The following is an 18,364-nucleotide window of genomic DNA, read 5'->3' as shown; positions in this document are numbered from 1 at the left end:
TTTATGTATAATAAAAAAAGCGAAAAAGCATTAAAATATAAGGAACTAAGAAAAAGAAAGTATTCGTGAGTTTTTGTCCAATATTAAGGGGTCAATCCGATATTGGCTAGCAATAAGCTTGAAATCTCGTGGTCTATGCAAGTCCTGACTAACTAAAAAGTTATTTATGTCATTTTCTAATTTATTCTTTAAATATCCCACAATTGCTTTAATCATCATTGTTTCGCTACCTTCAATAATTAGATATGGAGATATACACTGAAATAATTCATTCCAAGTTACCATACAATTTTGTTCACACGAATGTGATGTATAGTAATCGTCTTTTTTGTATGCTGAAAAGCATAAAGTCACTTCAATAGAATCTTCTCCTTGTGAAAGGTGTTCAGTTCCAGGAGGAGGAGTTATGGATTGCTGCCTCAATTGTAATTCTAAATGTTCAATTTGTTTTTTCAAGTCCAATATTTCCTTCGTAGATTCAGCACTTGTTAGATTATCTGCTTTTATCCATCCGACAGCGGGGAAATTTTTAATTAATTTTATCATACTTCTTGAAACTACGCTTCCAAGATCCTCGGGACTAGTCCAGTATTTAATCATCTTTGTTTGAGCGAGTTTTCTAAATTGCTCAAGTTTAGATTTGTTTTCTGGATTTTGTTCTGATTTACTACTAATAATATCTCCAGGACTTCTATGAAGAAATGATATGATAGGTTTTTGTGTTTCTAAAGCATATCTAAATTCTTGTTCAGTGTAACTTATACCTTCATCATTACAGGATCCGTACCGTCCCCCGATAATTAAAATATAATAATCACAATCATCAATAACTCTTTTTATTAAACTCAACTGATCTTCATTAGATGCAGGAAATAATTCCATACCTGCTGGAATACAATCAAGTTCTAAAAGTGCTTGCATAACTTCTTTCCGCTCTTCTTGCAAGTCTTCAAAAGTCGAACTAACGAAGACTTGATAACGCTTATCCAAAATTTCCACCCCCTATTTCATCAAATCATCATTCAACCATAAACTTGGATTTTTCATACTTACCCCATCGTTATAGAATTTTGGCCTTTTATTTTGTTTATGGTATTTATAATCTTCCTTACTATTTTTAGGCCAATTAGCTTTCCAATCTTCGTATTGTTCCTCAGATAAATAAATTGTTCACGTTGTTCTTTCCATAACTTAAGAAAGTGATTTAAATAGATACCTTCTTCTCCTGAAAAATAAAGTGCATATTTCTTTTCTTTCAAATCATATTTATCATCTATAATAAATTTCCAAAAGCTATCTTAATACCTTCTAACTAGATATATAATATCATAAAAGTGATTCTATAAAAGTAAAATAAATGAAAAGTAACTTTGTTTATAAAATAAATACCAAAATGTATTATCAGGAATGAAAGGGTAGTATACCCAATAAAATTGGAATAAATAAGAACCTAATAAAATAAAAGTATGATTTAAAGAGAATAAGATTAATTCAAAGTAATATCAATATCTTTATGAAGCGGGATAATAAGTATAGAAATTAATAATTACACCAGAAAATTTGGGAAATTGGAAACACCAAGATATATGAGAGTTTGGTGGTAACGAAAGAACTGAAGATGAAGGACTATAAGGAATGGGTAAAGCTAATGAATCAGATAGATATTATAATTGATAAACGGATTAAGCATATGATTGTATATAGTTTGTAAAGAAGCACCTTTAGAGGGTTTTTTTTCTATGCCCTAAATAATAAAACTATGATATAATACCTTTAAAGATAAAAAGCAAAGCTTTATAAAATGGAGGTCATTATGGGTTATAGTTATGATAAGTTATGGAAGTTATTAATTGATAAAAAAATGAATAGGGAAGAACTTCGAAAAAGAACTGGCATGTCCTCTACTACTCTAGCCCGTATGGGTAAAGATCAGAATGTCAGCCTAGATGTATTGGGAAGGATATGTAAAGAATTAGAATGTGATATAGGAGATATTATTAGTTATAAAGAGGAGTAATAAGAAGCAATTATTAACTAAAATGTTTATATAGATATATCTTAAATTAGCAATCTAAGAAAAAAACAGGAGGAAGAAAATTGGACACAAAAACAATCAAAGATTTAGAAAAAAGACTATGGGATACAGCAGATGAATTAAGAGCAAATACAGGTCTTAAATCATCTGAATATTCCACTCCTATTTTAGGACTAATATTTTTGAAATTTGCAGATAGTAAATATAAAGAATTTGAAAAAGAAATAAATACAGAATATGAAAAGCTTAAAGGTAGCAGAAGAGAAAGAAATATTGAAGATATAGCAAAGGAAAAATGCGGATTTTATTTGCCTAGTGAATCTAGATATGATTACCTCTTAAACTTAAGCGAGGAAGAAGATATAGCAAATAAAATAAAAGTTGCCATAGAAGGAATAGAACAATATTCCCCAGAATTAGTAGGAATTCTTCCTAAAGATAGTTATCATAATTTAAGTAAAGAAGATAATAATAAAGTTTTAAATAGATTACTGAGGAATTTCAATGATATCCCAACAGGTATAGAATCTGATATATTTGGAGAAATATATGAGTATTTTTTAGGTAATTTTGCCTTAGCAGAAGGACAAGGTGGGGGAGAATTCTTTACCCCAAGGACAGTTGTACAATATATGGTAGAAGTATTAAGGCCAACAGAAGGAAAAATTTTAGACCCAGCATGTGGTAGTGGAGGTATGTTTGTTCAAACAGCCCATTACATGAAAAGACAAAAGCAAAATGGTAATGATATTAATTTAAGAGCTTATGGAGTAGAGAAAACAGGGGAAACTGTAAATCTTGCCAAGATGAACTTATTTCTAAACAATATCAGGGGAGATATTATAGAAGCCAATTCATATTATGTAGATCCCTATGATTCCTATGAAAATTTTGATTATGTAATGGCAAATCCACCTTTTAATGTGGACAATGTAGAGCTAGATTTAGTAAAAGGGCAAAAAAGATTTAACAAATATGGGATACCACAAACTAAAGGTAAAAATCCAAAGGTTCCAAATGCGAACTACCTATGGATAAATCAATTTGCCACAGCACTAAATGATAAAGGAAGAGCAGCTCTTGTAATGGCAAACTCAGCATCAGATGCAGGGCATAGTGAAAAAGAAATAAGAAAGGCTTTAATAGAAGATGGGATAATATCTCAAATGGTAGCATTACCTTCAAATATGTTTATCACAGTAACACTACCTGCTACCCTTTGGTTTTTTGATAGAGCTAAGGAAAATAAAGATGAAATACTATTTATTGATGCAAGAAATATATTTACTCAAGTAGATAGAACACTTAGAAAATTTTCAGAAGAGCAAATTAAAAATTTAGCCATAATAACTAGACTTTATGATGGAGATTCTGAAAGTTTCTATGAACTAATAAGAGAATATGAAAAAAATAGAGATAATGCAGAAATAGAAGAAGAAAAGAAGTACTTCCAAAAACAAATAGATTGGCTATTAGAAAAATTTCCAGAAGGTAAATATGAAGATATAACAGGACTATGCAAAGTAGCAAAACTTGAAGGAGAAGATGGAATAATAGATCAAGACTACTCATTAAATCCAGGTAGATATGTAGGGGTAGTAATAGAAGACGATGGAATGACAGCGGAGGAGTTTAAGGAAGAGATTTTTAGTTTGAATAATGAGTTCAAGAAGTTAAATGAAGAGGCTAAGGAACTAGAGAAGAGGATAGAAGAAAATTTGGATAAATTGGTGATAGAATATGAGTAGATGGAGAGAGGTAAGGTTTGGTTCATTTGTTTTTTTAAAAAGAGGATACGATTTACCACTTAGCCAAGCAGAAGATGGTGAATTTCCAGTAGTTGCTTCTACTGATTTGAGAGGTACTCATACGGAATATAAGGTAGAAGGACCTGTGATTACATTAGGTAGGTCTGGTTCAATTGGTCATGTTCAATTAATAAATGAAAATGCATGGCCTTTAAACACTACTTTATATGTAAAAGATAATAAAGGTAATAATATATATTTCATCTATTATTTTTTAAAAACAATAGATTTTGAAAGATTTAATTCGGGGGCAGGAGTTCCAACTCTTAATAGAAATCATTTAAATTCTTTGAAAATCAAAATCCCAGACCTAGAAACCCAAGAAAAAATAGCAGATGTTCTTTCAACCTATGACGAATTAATAGAAAACAACAATAGAAGAATAGAAATATTAGAAAAAATGGCAGAGGAAATATATAAAGAATGGTTTGTTAGAATGAGATTTCCAGGCCATGAAAATACAAAATTTGAGAAGGGAATACCAGAAGGATGGGAAGTTAGGAAAGTAGGGGAGATAATAGATAAATTGGAATCTGGGAAAAGGCCTAAAAATATATGTGAAGAAGAAAAAATGGTAGTTAGTTTAGGGGCGGGAGATGTTAAAAGTTTAGGAGAATATAGTAATAGTGATGAATATTTGATTCCCTATAGTTTTTTTAAGGGGCTTAACAGGGGTGTAGTAGAGAGCAAAGATATTGCAGTCTATAAGGACGGAGCATACACAGGAAAGGTTACAATGTTTAGGGATGATTTTCCTTATAAGGAAATAGCAGTAAATGAACATGCGTTTTTAGTAAGATGTAAGGATGAAAAGCTACAAAATTATTTATTATTTACATTAAAACAGAAATCATATTATGAATTAATACAGGCCTTAAGTATGACATCAGCACAACCAGGGATAAATCAATCTAAATTTAAAAATATAAAGATTGAAATACCTAATAAAGAATTAATTAATAAATTTCATGATATAACAGAACTGCATTTGAGAAAAATATTTAACTTAGCAAAACAAAACAAAAACCTAATCAAACAACAAGATTTACTACTACCTAGACTTATGAACGGAACTATAGAGGTAAAGTAGAGGGGGGATATTGTGGGAAAGATCTTAACTGAAGAAGGAATAGAAAAAGCTTGCATAGATAGACTTTGTCCTGATAAGTATGATTTTATAAATGCCTATTCTGAATACAATATAAATACTCAGATTGAAAATATTAAATCCATTAATAAAGGTGGAACAGGAAGAGGCACATTAAAAGAAGTGATATTATCAGATATATTATTCAGTAGCTTAAAAGAAATAAATCCACAAATACCAGAAGATATACTAAAAGAAATAGTAGAAAAACTTAGAACATATATATCTAACAAAGATTTAAAAGATATTAACTATGAAAATTATAATTTAATAAAAGATGGTATAAGAGTAGAGTATGAAATAAATGGAGAAAAAAAGCAGGACATAGTCCGTCTTATTGCATTTAACAATGTCTATAGAAATAATTTTACCATAGTATCCCAAATGTGGATCAAGGGAGAATTTGGCTATAGAAGACCAGACTTAATACTATTTATAAATGGACTACCTTTAGTCTTTATTGAGCTTAAGAACTCCGATGTAAAGCTAAAAACTGCCTATGATAAAAACCTAAAAGACTATATTAGAGATATTCCACAATTATTTTTCTTTAACCAATTCTGCGTATTATCTAATGGAACTGAAACTAGATTAGGCAGCTTTACTGTAGGATATGAACATTTTTTTGAATGGCTTAGGTTATCAGAAGATGATAAAGTTGATAGAAAATCTATAAAAAAATCAGGTACAAGTATAGAATATCTATTAGATGGACTTTTTGACCATGAAACTTTATTAGATTATATAGAAAACTTTATTTTATATGAAAATAAAAGAGAAAAGATAATAGCAAAGAATCATCAATTCTTAGGTGTTAATAATGCAATAGAAGCCTTTAAAAATAGAAAAGAACTAGATGGGAAACTAGGAGTCTTCTGGCATACTCAAGGAAGCGGGAAATCGTATTCCATGGGCATGTTTGTAAATAAAATAAATAGAAAGATAAAAGGTAATTTTACATTCTTAATGGTAACAGATAGGGTAGATTTAGACGATCAATTATATAAGAACTTTTTAAGAACAGAAATTATAACTGAGGAAGAATCAGCACAACCTAAAAACAGTGAAAAGTTAAGGGAGTATTTAACTACAAACAAACCCTTTATATTTACATTAATTCATAAATTTAGATACGATAAGGGCAAAAAATATCCTGTTTTATCAGAAAGAGATGATATTGTAGTAATAGTAGATGAAGCCCATAGAACTCAATATAAGGATTTAGCAGAAAACATGAGAATAGGTTTACCAAATGCTCAATATATAGCCTTTACAGGTACTCCTTTACTAGGCTCAAAAAGACTTACTAATCAATGGTTTGGTGATTATGTAAGTGAATATAATTTTGCTCAATCTATAGAGGATGGATCTACAGTACCCCTATATTATTCTAGAAGAGTCCCAGAAGTAGCACTTATAAATACTGATTTAGATGATGATTATTTAGAAATAATTGAAAAAGAAAATCTTACTAATGATGAAGAGGAAAGACTTGCAAAATATTATGCTCAAACTAATGAAGTTCTAAAAAGGGATGATAGATTAGATAAAGTGGCTAAAGATATAGTAAAACATTTTCCAAATAGGGGATATCTTGGGAAAGCAATGGTAGTCTCGGTAGACAAATTTACTGCTGTAAAAATGTATGATAAGGTACAGTATTATTGGGAAGAAAAGCTTAAGGGTTTATATATGAAAAGGTCTGCTACTAAGAAGGAGGAAGAAAAACTTAAGATAAATAATCAAATCAAGTATATGAAAAATGTAGAAATGGCAGTTGTTATAAGTGAAGATAATGATGAAGAAGATAGGTTTAAAAAGGAAGGACTAGATATAAATAAACATAGGGAAAGAATGAATCTAATAGATGAAAATGGTCATGATATTGAAGATAATTTTAAAGATCCAGATCATCCTCTCTCTTTAGTGTTTTTATGTGCCATGTGGCTTACAGGTTTTGATGTGCCCAGTGTTTCTACTTTATATTTAGATAAGCCAATGAAAGGGCATACTTTAATGCAGGCTATAGCAAGAGTTAATAGAGTATATCCAGGGAAAAATGCTGGTCTAATAGTAGATTACCTAAACTTGTTTAAATCTATGAAATCTGCATTAGGCGAATATGCAAATCCTGACAATGAAGGTGAAATGCCAGTAAAGGATATTGCTGCTATGCTAGATCTATTAGATAATACAATAGATGAAGCAGTTAAATTCAGTAAAGATTTAGGAATCTTATTTGATGAAATTATAGAAACTGAAGATGCATTTCCAAAAATTGAATTATTTGAGGAGTACCTAAATATTTTACTAGACAAGGATGAAAATAAGGAAGAGTTTAAGATTTACTCCAATTTATGTAGAAATATTTATGATGCCAGTAAGCCTGAAGTATTTGAAATAGGATGGGAAAACAAATATTTATCCCCTATTCTTTACTTAGACGATATGATAAAAGCAGCAGTTAGAGATGAAAATATTGAAAATGCTAAAATAGAATTAAGTAGAACCCTAGATTTAAGTGTTAAAGCTGAATCTATTCAGGAAGAAGATAAAACAGATGAATATGAAATAAAAGTAATGAGGACATTGAAACTTTCAGAAATAGATACAAACGATATTAGAAAGAAAATAGAAGAATCTCCTTATAAAAATATTGAAATCCAAGAATTGAGATCTTTTATAGAAGACAAGTTAGAGAAACTATTAAAAGATAATAAAACAAGAGTTAGTTTTGCCGAAAGATATAAAGCTATAATTGACAATTATAATGCAGGAAACTCAACTAATGAGAATTACTATGAAGATTTAATTAATTTTGTAGATGATTTAAAAGAAGAAGACGAAAGACATATAAAAGAAGGATTAACAGAAGAAGAACTAGAATTATACGATTTGCTGAAAAAAGAAAACCTAACTAAAAAAGAAGAACAACAGGTTAAATTATCAGCTAAGAAACTATATGAAACTATAACAAGTAAGGGCAATGGAACAGATGTTATAGATTGGTATAAGGATGGACAACCAAGACAAATAGTAAGGTCTAGAGTTGAAGATGTATTAGATAATTTTCTTCCGGAATCCTATACTAAAGAATTGTTTAATATAAAAACAGATATTGTCTTTGCTCATATAGTAGAAGAGGCTATGAGAGGCAGGTCGTATGCTAGTTAGAAAAGGGCATTATTGTAGAAATATGCAAAGCATTTTGGAATAAATATGAAAAAGAACTTAGGATTTCAGGAGATTTATTTTATTCTTGGCAGTAGGATATCAGATGGGCTGCAATTGAATTAAGAAAGAGCAAAAAAATGAAATCAGCTGAATTGAGTGAAAAAGGTGTTTCGGAGTTAGTTTAAGAAAAATTCACTGAATATTTAAATTTATGGTGGTGTGAAAGGAGAAAAACTTTATATGGAATTAGGAAATTTAGAGAGAATAGAAGATCTAAGACTAGTATGGAAAAATGAAGCCTATGATTTTACACCATGGTTAGCAGAGGAAGACAACATGAATATATTAGGGGATACGATTGGTATTGATATTTCAGAAATTAGTACTGAATCTCCTGTTGGTGGATTTAGTGCAGACATTGTGGCTAAAGAAACTGGGACTGATAGAATTATTGTTATTGAAAACCAATTAGAAGATACCAACCATGATCATTTAGGTAAAATTATAACTTATGCAAGTGGAAAAGATGCTAGTATAATTATTTGGATAGTAAAAAATGCCAGAGAGGAACATAGAAAAGCAATTGAATGGTTAAATGACCATATGGATGAAAATATTGATTTTTTTCTTGTTCAAATAGAATTATGGAAAATTGGTGATTCACCTTTTGCACCTCGTTTTAATGTATTAGAACAACCAAATACTTGGGCTAAGGAAATTAGAAAGATATCTCAAGAAATGTCTGAAACCATGGCATTTAAATTAGACTATTGGACTGCTTTTAGTGACTATGTTTTTTTAGATCCAGAGTTTTCAAGATTATTTAATAAAAGAAAACCATCTACAGATCATTGGTATAGTGTAGGTTCGGGGAGTTCGGAATTTCATTTTTCTTTTTTGCTTAACACAGTAAGAAATATAATTACGGTTGAATGCTATATTCCAAATAATAAAGATTTATTTCATCAATTTTATTCTAGTAAGGAAAAGATAGAGAATATTATTGGAATTGAGTTAGATTGGCGGGAATTACCAGAGAGGAAAGCAAGTAGGATACTGGTTGAAAAGAAAGTAAATTTAAAGGATAGAAACCAATGGGAAAAGCAATTTAATTGGATGAGGGAAATTGGTATTAAATTTTATGATGCGTTTAAATCCTTTGAGTAATTTAGTATTTTAAAAGGGTGGAAAACTTGAATAGATTAATACAAGTAAATATAAATGAATATAACTAGTGATATTAATATTAATTTGAATTTTGAAGAGGAAAAGCATATGAAATATTATAGAAATAATGTATTCACAGATAATTAATAATTGCTGAAAATGATTACAAAATCAAACAATTGAATGAAAGGGAGGAGCAAATAATGAGTTCGAATACCTTTGAACTAACTTTAAGGGCTGCTTCAAGTCTTCCAATGGTATACATAGACAGAGAGAAATTTTTATATAAAGAGCTGATTAAGTATTACCCAAAAGAACAAGTTGAAATTGCTATAAAAAATAACCCAGCTTACGCAGGAATTCAAGTTTCTATGATTAATAAAATTGCTAGACATTGTATTAACTATGAGACAAATAAAGTAAGCTCCATCTCTTTTGCAGCAGGATTACCTGGTGGATTTGCAATGGCAGGTACAATTCCAGCTGACATAACCCAATATTTTGGCCATGTACTAAGAATCTTACAGAAACTAATATATTTGTATGGTTGGGAAGAATTAGTAAGTGATGATGAACCATTTGATGATGAAACTAAAAACTTATTAACATTATTTATAGGAGTAATGTTTGGTGTTAATGGAGCTGCAACGACTATCACGAAAATTTCAGCTTCAGCTGCACAAAAGGCGAGTAAATCTTTAGCAAGCAAAGCTCTTACTAAGGGAACTATATATCCAATGGTAAAAAAGATAGCTCAAGTAATAGGTGTTAAAATGACAAAAGAGGTATTCGCAAAAAGCGTGTCAAAAGTAATACCTGTTGTTGGTGGGATCGCTTCTGGAGGATTGACATATGCAACATATAAGCCAATGTCTTATAGATTAAAAAGATACTTAGAAAATTTAAAATGGTGTGATCCAGAATATTATAATTCTACGCTTACTTAGTACTAAAACGGTAATATAAACTTCAATAACTATAATAAACACTAATTAATCAAATAACCCAAAACCATAAACCTTGCAAAACACCCATCCAAAAACAGAATAAATCCATAAAAGTCGAGTGGGAGTAGTACACAATGAAACGATCGATAGTGAAGGTGAATTGTAGGTACTACCCCTGTTAGGGTTAGGGAGGCTTGTACCGACTATAGGGAGGTAAAAGCACGCAACCTACGGGTAGAATAGTAAACAAAAGCCTTATAATGGCTAGAAGTACCTGTTATAAGGCTTTATATTAACCCATCTCATCAGCTAATTCATATATTTTTACCTTTTCCTCTTCACTTAATAAATGATCTATTATATAAGCTATTAATAGTATTCCAGGGATATTTACAATTAATCTAGTTATTGCAAACTTAGAGCCTAGGGATGATAATTCAAATAAGAACATTGGAATCTTTGTGGTAGACCAAGCTCCTATGAAAATCAATATATTTGTTAGCTTTACACCCTTTTTCATCAATACAGCAGCCACAGGAAAGGCACCATATAATGGTCCAGCTGCTGCAGAACCTAAAAACATAGATAAAAGTATGCCTTTTATTCCAGAGCCTTCTCCCATATATTTTACCATTACATCCTTAGGCACCCAAACATCTAATAGTCCCATTAAAATAAATACGGGGGGGATAACCATCATCATCTCTTTAAAGCTTATCTTAACAGTATCTACTGCTTTTAAACCTATTTCCTGATTCCACATATAAGTTGTTAAAATAACAATAGAGGCTATGATAAAAGTCATATATTTTCTTAATATCTTCATATTAACCCACAACCTTTCCTATAATAATTGCTACAAATAGTGAAAAAATAAAGGATAAGATATTTCTAAGTATGGTAATTTTTTTACCAAAAAACTTTACTTCCACCGGAATAGTCATAACTCCCACCATCATTAAAGATGAAATAAAGGCACCTAATTGCATATAACCTGCCCCATTTTTTAGTAGAATAGCTGCAGTAGGAAAGGCTACAAATCCAGGGATTAGAGTTATAGATCCAACTGCTGCAGCTAGTATCACTCCAAACCATCCTGAAGAATCTCCCATTATTTTACCTATGATTTCAGGATTTAAAAAGGCGATAATAATTCCCACCGTGGTAACAATACCTAATAATTGAGGAAGTATGTTCTCAAAGGACTTCCAAGCCTTTTTCAAAGATTGTTTGGTTTTTTGTTTGTCCTTACAATAAGACAATAAAACTAAGGATATAGTCAATAAATAAAGAATTTTATTTTGCATATTTTCCTCCTTTATTATCTAAATCGGAACATAAATCTATTATTGTATCAATTCTAGATCTTCTATATTTTAATAAATCTAATCTTTCCTTTAAGACCTCTAAACCTTTAGTTGTTATAGAATAAATTCTTTTCTTAGGGCCTTGATTACTTTCTTCCCAATAGGATTTTACAAGTTCTTTTTTTTCTAAGTTTCTTAAAGCACGATAGATAATTCCTATATTTGTATCTTCTTCAATTAAATTATAATAGATTAATTTATCCATTAGCTTGTATCCATAGGCATCTTTCTCCTTTAAAAGGGCTAATAAAGATACTTCAATTAACCTTCCCAATCTGTACATATTCTGTCGCTCCTTTACTATATACAATTATACTATATACAATACACATATAGTTAATTTTTGTCAAGTATAAATATATATATTAACAAACAGAATAATTTCGTTACTATATATAAGTAAGCAATTACATAAGGAGAGCGAAGATGAAAAAAAATGAAACTATAACACGTAAGACAAAGGAAGAAATATAGCTACAAATATTAGATTCTGCCATGAAGAAATTTATTATCTTATTTCTAATAAGAAATTGAATTCCCATAATAAATTGTTTTAATATTAACAATGTGGGTATAGTATAAGTATATATTCAATAAAACTGAAAGGATGATAGCTAATATGAAGATCATGGATGACAAGGTTGTAATAGTTACTGGTGGGGGAAAAGGTATTGGATTTGGTATATCTACTGCATTTGCGAAGGAAGGGGCAAGTTTAGTTATTACAGGAAGAACCGAATCTACCCTAAAAAATGCCAAAGAAAATTTAGAGAAGAACTATGGTATCAAAGTTTTAGCATTAACAGCTGATGGATCGAAAATGGAAGATGTAAAAAATGTAATAGATAAGACTATAGAGGAATTTGGCAAGATAGATACTATTGTAAACAATGCTCAAGCCTCAAAGTCAGGAGTACCCTTAGCTGACCATACAATTGAGGATTTTAATTTAGCTATTTATTCTGGCCTATATGGTACATTTAATTATATGAATTTGGCATTTCCATATTTAAAAGAAACTAAAGGCTCAGTAATCAATTTTGCATCAGGAGCAGGATTGGCTGGTAGACCTGGACAATCATCATATGCAGCTGCTAAGGAAGGAATTAGAGGATTGTCTAGAGTAGCTGCTACTGAATGGGGAGAATTCGGCATTAATGTAAATGTTATATGTCCTTTAGCAATGACTGAAAGCCTAGTTAAGTGGAAAGAAGAATATCCCGAGTTATATGCAAGAACAATACAAGGGATACCAATGGGTAGATTTGCAGATCCAGAGAAGGATATTGGAAGATTGTGTATATTTTTAGCTTCTGAAGATGGAAAATATATAACAGGAGAAACTATAACAGTACAAGGTGGAAGTGGCTTGCGTCCATAACTATAAATAATAAATGCCCCTATTTAAAGGGGCTTTTTACATAGCGACGATATAAAGTTGAAAAATATAACTTATGTAATTGATTAAATAGATAATAATAGAAAAATAAGCTAAGGCGTTATTATATAATAGTGCCTTAGCTTATTAATATATTAAAATATTATACTTCTTGTGCATTTAATATTATAACATTGTTTTCATTTTCAACAGCTAGATTTTTTAGTAGATTTACTCTTCTGTCCCCATAGGATTTATGAATCTCTACTATTTCAAAAGTATATCCTTCATCTAATTTTTCCATGATTTGTTCCTGAAACCATCCTATGTAAATGCTAACTCTATCGTTTAAATTAAAACTTACTCCTGAACCCTGGTAATTAGTTTGACCTATAAATATATCTTTGTTTTTAATATTCCATACTGAATTATTGGTGATAATATTTTTAGTTTTTTGGTCAATATCCTTGTATGCTACGAGTAAAACCTTATATGTTGCTTCTTCACGACTAACGATATCTATCACCCCCCTTGTACAAATAGTTTTGAATTTTTTATACAAGCTCCACTATGTTAATTATATAACAATATTGTGAAAAATTCAACAATAAATCCAAAATTTGATAACATAAAGTTATTGTGAAATAATAATTGAAAATAATATGGTTTAAAAGGTACATCTTTAGATTATTTAGATTATAGGGTTTAAACTATGAGGAACCAGGTTATATAGCATGTATACAGGAAGTAATACTGTGTTACATATATATCAAAGCTGTTGGAAATAAAAAGATTTTTTATTTTATTATGATATAATATATACCGTTATGAAATTTAAGAAAAGGAGAATAAGAAATGAAAAAACTTAATAAAAAATCAAAAATTGCAATAATACTTATGATAAACATCCTTATATTAAGCTTATCTGGTTGTGCTCAAATCAGAGACAAGCTAAAAACTATGAAGGGTGAATTAGTAGGTATACATTTTACCATTTCAGCTTTTGATCACTATGCCAATAAAACTTTAGAAGTGGATGGAAACAAAGTAACAGTAGGAGTTTTAGAGAATGAAGCTAATATTGATTCCTCTTCTACAGGATATCAATCCGGTGTATTGGAGATAACTGTAAATGGAAAGCAAATGTTTCAAGTGGGAAATACAGTTATCTTTGCAGAAGATGGATTGGATATGGTTGAGGATTTTGAAGTCCCTAAGGATATTACTGTAAGTAAAGGTGGGGGATTTGTACCCATAGATAGATTTATTAACGATATAAAAAATAAAATTGGGAAAGAAAAAACCATTATTATTTCAAGTCAAATGGGAATTCCTATAGCTGTTTATCAAGGTAAAAGTGTTTATGTAACAGTTCCTGATGATTTACCTAAGATGACAAAACTGAATATAGATGGGAAGGCTTTGTATATTCATAGGGCTAATTATATAATTTTAGATACGAAAATGATGAATTAATATTTGCCCCGGCACTAACATATTAACTTATTATAAGATGGCTAACTTTAGTCATCTTTTTTTCTTATACTTTACCAGTATTATTTTTATTTATCATTAGTTTTTTTGCTTGTCATTCTGAAGCGAAGCTGATGAATCTTGTATTTCCAACATATTTAAGATCCTTCACTAACGTTCAGTATGACAGAAAAGGACTTTTTCAGTGACTTCAAATCGTCCCTGCGTGTTGTTTAAGCAGATTATTTGATTTTTCTATAGTGCTCTAAATAGGAAAGCTTATCCTTAATATTTGGGAAAGCTTTTTCTAAACGCCTATGAACAAAGCTTTTTTCATTCAATATTTTTTCATATTTTGCTTTTAATTCAGCAATATGTGCTTTTCTTTCATCTAGAGTAATTCCTAGTTCAGATTTTGAATCCTCTAATTTATGATTTAAATTGTCCTTAGTTTGAATAGCTACAGTCATTCCTTTATATATATTTTCACCAATACCATCTGAATAGAATCTTAACTTTTCTCCAATTTCATCAAGTATAAGTATACGCCTTTTGATTTTCATAATACCCAATACAGTTATTATAAAATCAGCTAAAAAATATGCCAATAGTATAGCTAGCAAGATATTACCAACATTATTATTAAGAATAGATACAAATCTATGAATTGGGGGATGAATGATATTAAACATAAATACAGCACCTAGTCCCCATGCAATGGAAAAAGATAAACATATATATCCCTTTATATTATAAGGAACATCAGAATAATCCCACCATTTATCATTAAATACTTTTTCCAGTATAAATCCTGTAATATATTCTAAAATTGATGTAAGTAAAAATGAACCTAAAAATAGCAATATAAAATTATCTACTAAGGGATTCAAAGAAAAAATTAGTATAATCATACCAAAACCATAGATAGGACATACGGGGCCGTTTAGGAAACCTCTATTAATAAATCGACCGCATGTTACTACATGGAAAGCAACTTCTACACACCAACCTAAAAAAGCATAAATAGCAAAAAACCATAAATATTCTAAAATTGTGTATGCCATTCAAATCCCCCACATTTTGAAATCATAATAAGTAAATTATAGCTTAAAACAATCACAGTTACAATGATATATGTTAATTAATATACAATATCTCATGAACATTAAAAATAAGTTCTCCTTTTGGTGCCAGGCACCAAAAAGAGAACTTATTTAATCTAACAATTTTTCAAATAAGAATTCAGTACTCGAATATATCGGTTGGCTTCTCTTAATATATGGTCTCCTAATAGTGGATAAGCCATAGCTTTAATTTCGCAATCTAATAAACCTTCTGTTCCAGTTGTTTTGAAATCTCTAATTTCAGTTGTTGCTTCTATTGTTTCTTTTGTAATTTGGGGGATATCATCTTTTTTTGCTTCTTTAGTTTTTTCAATAAGTTCATCAAATTTTTGTCCGAAATCATTGGCAGTATTGAATAAGTCTATTTCAGTAGGGTCTAATAATCCTCTTATAAACAGAGCATGTTCCTTCATTATGGTATCCCAGAATATTTCTTGCTCTAATATACCATTTACAGGTTTTACCCGTTTTTGAATATCTTCTAGCGCTTTTAGGTAGAATCTAGCTTCTCTTAATATATGATCTACAAGAAGTGAATATAAATTTGCATATATTTTACAGTTTAACAATTGAGTCAGTACTTTTTCTTTGTATTTGATTACTTCCATTACCAAATTAATAGATCTTCTATTTATATTATCAACTTTCATTTCTAAGGTTGAGGTAAAGTTAAAGGCTGGGTCTGACATTAGTTCAAGTTCTGCCAAGGTAATTTCCTTATTTATGCATATACCAGTATTGTTTTCTGACATTACTTCTGAGCTAAAAGTGAGTTGTGTTACAAGCTCATTAGAATCTAGTACATTTTGGCTTACAGCTCCTTTGGAAATAGCAATAATTTCTTCTAATATTTTTTCAAAAGATTTCTTCAATTGGTCACCTTCTAAAATTAGAGAACTGTTTATTACCAATAAACCCGTTTCAATAAAAATCATATGTTCTTTCATAATACGACCAAAGAATAAATTTAATTCTAATGACATTTGAATAAATTCTTTTCTAGATAACATAAAAAACCTCCTTAATAGATATGGTTAATTACTACATTCTATTTGTTTGTGGAAAGGGTTGTTACAAAATTAAATTGATTAAACTTGGCTTATGGTAAAAGCTATCGACAGAAAACTATAGAGGTGGTAACATTATATAAAGAGAAGATTTATTAAAGGAGGGATGGAGTTTTGAAGGCTATAATTGGTGGTACTGGGGTATATGATATTGGTGAAAGCCATAATAGGTTAGTCCATACAAAATATGGTGAAGTTGAGCTAGATCTTATAAATATTGATGGGGAGGAGATAGTTTTTTTATCTAGACATGGGAAAAACCATACTACTCCCCCTCATAGAATAAATTATAGGGCGAATATGATGGCATTAAAGGAAATAGGAGTAGAATATATTTATGCTACTGCAGCAGTAGGCTCCTGTAATGAAAATTATGCTCCAGGAGATGTGGTAATAATAAAGGACTTTTTAGATTTTACTAAATCTAGGCCAATTACCTTTTTTGAAGGGGGAGAGGAAAAGGTAAAACATGTAGATATGAGTAATCCCTATTGCAAAAATTTAAGAGATAAATTTTATCTTATGGCTAAAGAGGAAGGCATAGAAATTAAAGGAGAAGCAGTATATGTCTGTACAGAAGGACCTAGGTTTGAGACAGCTAGTGAAATCAATATGTTTAAGCATTTAGGTGGAGATGTAGTGGGAATGACCAATGTACCCGAGGTAGTACTAGCTAAAGAATTGGGCATATGTTATGCAACAATTGGAATAATCTCTAACTGGTGCGCAGGTATGAAAGGGGATATAACTATACATGATATACAGAGTGCATTACAGAATAATAAGGAAAAAATAACGAGAGCTTTTATTAATGTATTTAAAGGAGAATTAGATAAAAATAATTGTAATTGCAAAAATAGCATAATTGAATTGTAAATAGCGGAGGTAGTCAAGATGTGGAATAATCTAGAAAGGCCTTGGCAAATTGCATTTGAAATGGCATGGGAAGCATATAAAGCAAGAACTATACCCATAGGATGTGTAATTGTAAATAGCAATGGAGAAATTATGTCAAAAGGAAGAAATCGAATTTTTGATAAAGAGAATAGTACTTTACTAGCAGGAACCAACATGGCCCATGCAGAAATGGATGCACTCCTTGGATTAAAAGAGTCAGAGCATCCAGATATAAGAAACTACATATTATATACAACAATGGAACCTTGCCCTATGTGTTTTGGTACTATGGTCATGATGAATATAAGGAATATTTATTATGCAGCGGGGGATGGATTTGCAGGTGCAACTTCATTGAATGATAAATTGGATTATATCAAAAATAAAAATATAGTCATTAATCAAGGCAGTAAAGAAATTGAAGTTTTCCAGCTTGTCATGCAAAGTGCCTATGAATACAATCGTCAGTATCCAAGAATAGAGAACATACTGGAAGCATGGAGAAATATCAGTAAAAAAAGTATAGAATATGGAAAGGCATTATACGAGACTGGTTACTTTAAAAAGGCTATGAATGCTAATATGTCTATAGATGTAGTATATGATGAAATAATGACTGGATATTTTAGTAGTAATAGTTCTAAAACAATTCTTGACTTATATTAATCATATTGATAATATCTTGACTTTTACAGCAAAAACCAGAAAAAAGTGGCCTGAACCTTATGAATTATAAGGCTTTCAGGCTTTTAATTTACATCATAAAATTGTTGTGAAATA

At 30.2% G+C, this 18,364-nt stretch carries 17 protein-coding genes; 10 read left to right on the top strand and 7 right to left on the bottom strand.

The annotated features are described in order from the left end of the window. Nucleotides 1–45: 45 nt before the first annotated feature. A complete protein-coding gene (locus C3E90_RS02475; protein ID WP_236913970.1) occupies nt 46–990 on the bottom strand; it encodes a DUF4062 domain-containing protein in 945 nt (314 codons plus the stop codon). Between the two features lie 823 nt (nt 991–1,813). Between C3E90_RS02475 and C3E90_RS02470 the strand changes: the two genes are divergently transcribed. From C3E90_RS02470 to C3E90_RS02445, 6 genes are all read left to right on the top strand, one after another. Beyond that, nucleotides 1,814–2,017, top strand: coding sequence for a helix-turn-helix domain-containing protein (locus C3E90_RS02470; protein ID WP_236913969.1), 204 nt, complete (start codon nt 1,814–1,816; stop codon nt 2,015–2,017). Between the two features lie 80 nt (nt 2,018–2,097). Beyond that, entirely contained in the window at nt 2,098–3,783 is a 1,686-nt protein-coding gene (locus C3E90_RS02465; RefSeq protein ID WP_236913968.1) for a class I SAM-dependent DNA methyltransferase, read from the top strand. Beyond that, nucleotides 3,776–4,933 (top strand): restriction endonuclease subunit S, encoded by a 1,158-nt coding sequence (locus tag C3E90_RS02460; protein ID WP_236913967.1) that lies wholly within the window; start codon nt 3,776–3,778, stop codon nt 4,931–4,933. The genes C3E90_RS02465 and C3E90_RS02460 overlap by 8 nt, the downstream gene beginning before the upstream one ends. Before the next feature lie 12 nt (nt 4,934–4,945). Then, nucleotides 4,946–8,164, top strand: a complete 3,219-nt coding sequence (locus C3E90_RS13450; protein ID WP_236913966.1) for a type I restriction endonuclease subunit R — start codon at nt 4,946–4,948, stop codon at nt 8,162–8,164. Nucleotides 8,165–8,404: 240 nt separating this feature from the next. Then, nucleotides 8,405–9,331 (top strand): DUF4268 domain-containing protein, encoded by a 927-nt coding sequence (locus C3E90_RS02450; RefSeq protein ID WP_236913965.1) that lies wholly within the window; start codon nt 8,405–8,407, stop codon nt 9,329–9,331. 203 nt (nt 9,332–9,534) lie between these two features. Continuing rightward, nucleotides 9,535–10,278 (top strand): hypothetical protein, encoded by a 744-nt coding sequence (locus tag C3E90_RS02445; RefSeq protein WP_236913964.1) that lies wholly within the window; start codon nt 9,535–9,537, stop codon nt 10,276–10,278. Nucleotides 10,279–10,570: 292 nt separating this feature from the next. Here C3E90_RS02445 and C3E90_RS02440 read toward each other — a convergent pair whose 3' ends face one another. The 3 genes from C3E90_RS02440 to C3E90_RS02430 are packed head-to-tail and all read right to left on the bottom strand — an operon-like array spanning nt 10,571 to nt 11,928. Continuing rightward, nucleotides 10,571–11,104, bottom strand: a complete 534-nt coding sequence (locus C3E90_RS02440) for a permease (RefSeq protein WP_236913963.1) — start codon at nt 11,102–11,104, stop codon at nt 10,571–10,573. Nucleotide 11,105: 1 nt separating this feature from the next. Continuing rightward, nucleotides 11,106–11,585: a permease gene (locus C3E90_RS02435; protein ID WP_236913962.1), complete on the bottom strand. Its 480-nt coding sequence runs from the start codon at nt 11,583–11,585 to the stop codon at nt 11,106–11,108. Then, complete coding sequence (locus tag C3E90_RS02430; RefSeq protein WP_236913961.1) at nt 11,575–11,928, bottom strand: PadR family transcriptional regulator; 354 nt, start codon at nt 11,926–11,928, stop codon at nt 11,575–11,577. The genes C3E90_RS02435 and C3E90_RS02430 overlap by 11 nt, the downstream gene beginning before the upstream one ends. Nucleotides 11,929–12,264: 336 nt before the next feature. On the opposite strand from C3E90_RS02430, the gene C3E90_RS02425 reads away from it, so the two are divergent. After that, nucleotides 12,265–13,026: an SDR family NAD(P)-dependent oxidoreductase gene (locus C3E90_RS02425; protein WP_236913960.1), complete on the top strand. Its 762-nt coding sequence runs from the start codon at nt 12,265–12,267 to the stop codon at nt 13,024–13,026. Between the two features lie 160 nt (nt 13,027–13,186). Here the strand turns inward: C3E90_RS02425 and C3E90_RS02420 are convergent, their stop codons facing one another. Then, nucleotides 13,187–13,549 carry a hypothetical protein gene (locus C3E90_RS02420; protein WP_236913959.1) on the bottom strand — a complete coding sequence of 121 codons (363 nt, stop codon included), beginning with the start codon at nt 13,547–13,549 and terminating at the stop codon, nt 13,187–13,189. A gap of 329 nt (nt 13,550–13,878) precedes the next feature. Between C3E90_RS02420 and C3E90_RS02415 the strand changes: the two genes are divergently transcribed. Beyond that, a complete protein-coding gene (locus C3E90_RS02415) occupies nt 13,879–14,499 on the top strand; it encodes a DUF5052 family protein (protein WP_236913958.1) in 621 nt (206 codons plus the stop codon). Nucleotides 14,500–14,738: 239 nt separating this feature from the next. Here C3E90_RS02415 and C3E90_RS02410 read toward each other — a convergent pair whose 3' ends face one another. Next, nucleotides 14,739–15,560: a putative ABC transporter permease gene (locus C3E90_RS02410; RefSeq protein ID WP_236913957.1), complete on the bottom strand. Its 822-nt coding sequence runs from the start codon at nt 15,558–15,560 to the stop codon at nt 14,739–14,741. A gap of 155 nt (nt 15,561–15,715) precedes the next feature. Further along, nucleotides 15,716–16,630: a DUF2935 domain-containing protein gene (locus C3E90_RS02405; protein WP_236913956.1), complete on the bottom strand. Its 915-nt coding sequence runs from the start codon at nt 16,628–16,630 to the stop codon at nt 15,716–15,718. Between the two features lie 171 nt (nt 16,631–16,801). On the opposite strand from C3E90_RS02405, the gene C3E90_RS02400 reads away from it, so the two are divergent. Together C3E90_RS02400 and C3E90_RS02395 are read left to right on the top strand one after the other, a co-directional pair. Then, nucleotides 16,802–17,563, top strand: coding sequence for an S-methyl-5'-thioinosine phosphorylase (locus C3E90_RS02400; RefSeq protein ID WP_236913955.1), 762 nt, complete (start codon nt 16,802–16,804; stop codon nt 17,561–17,563). 18 nt (nt 17,564–17,581) lie between these two features. Beyond that, the gene (locus C3E90_RS02395; RefSeq protein WP_236913954.1) at nt 17,582–18,250 is read left to right on the top strand and encodes a nucleoside deaminase; all 669 of its coding nucleotides are present in this window, start codon (nt 17,582–17,584) and stop codon (nt 18,248–18,250) included. The last annotated feature ends 114 nt before the right edge of the window (nt 18,251–18,364 follow it).

The organism is Clostridium sp. Cult2, assembly GCF_021655075.1.
GTDB lineage: Bacteria > Bacillota > Clostridia > Tissierellales > Tepidimicrobiaceae > Schnuerera.
The sequence above is the reverse complement of the archived record's forward strand: the minus strand, read 5'-3'. Positions and strand labels throughout refer to the sequence as shown.

Coding starts and splice junctions, on each gene's coding strand:
- C3E90_RS02435 (WP_236913962.1), bottom strand. CDS start 11,585: ATGCAAAATAAAATTCTTTATTTATTGACTATATCCTTAGTTTTATTG.
- C3E90_RS02425 (WP_236913960.1), top strand. CDS start 12,265: ATGAAGATCATGGATGACAAGGTTGTAATAGTTACTGGTGGGGGAAAA.
- C3E90_RS02405 (WP_236913956.1), bottom strand. CDS start 16,630: ATGTTATCTAGAAAAGAATTTATTCAAATGTCATTAGAATTAAATTTA.
- C3E90_RS02450 (WP_236913965.1), top strand. CDS start 8,405: ATGGAATTAGGAAATTTAGAGAGAATAGAAGATCTAAGACTAGTATGG.
- C3E90_RS02430 (WP_236913961.1), bottom strand. CDS start 11,928: ATGTACAGATTGGGAAGGTTAATTGAAGTATCTTTATTAGCCCTTTTA.
- C3E90_RS02410 (WP_236913957.1), bottom strand. CDS start 15,560: ATGGCATACACAATTTTAGAATATTTATGGTTTTTTGCTATTTATGCT.
- C3E90_RS02395 (WP_236913954.1), top strand. CDS start 17,582: ATGTGGAATAATCTAGAAAGGCCTTGGCAAATTGCATTTGAAATGGCA.
- C3E90_RS02460 (WP_236913967.1), top strand. CDS start 3,776: ATGAGTAGATGGAGAGAGGTAAGGTTTGGTTCATTTGTTTTTTTAAAA.
- C3E90_RS02470 (WP_236913969.1), top strand. CDS start 1,814: ATGGGTTATAGTTATGATAAGTTATGGAAGTTATTAATTGATAAAAAA.
- C3E90_RS02440 (WP_236913963.1), bottom strand. CDS start 11,104: ATGAAGATATTAAGAAAATATATGACTTTTATCATAGCCTCTATTGTT.
- C3E90_RS02415 (WP_236913958.1), top strand. CDS start 13,879: ATGAAAAAACTTAATAAAAAATCAAAAATTGCAATAATACTTATGATA.
- C3E90_RS02445 (WP_236913964.1), top strand. CDS start 9,535: ATGAGTTCGAATACCTTTGAACTAACTTTAAGGGCTGCTTCAAGTCTT.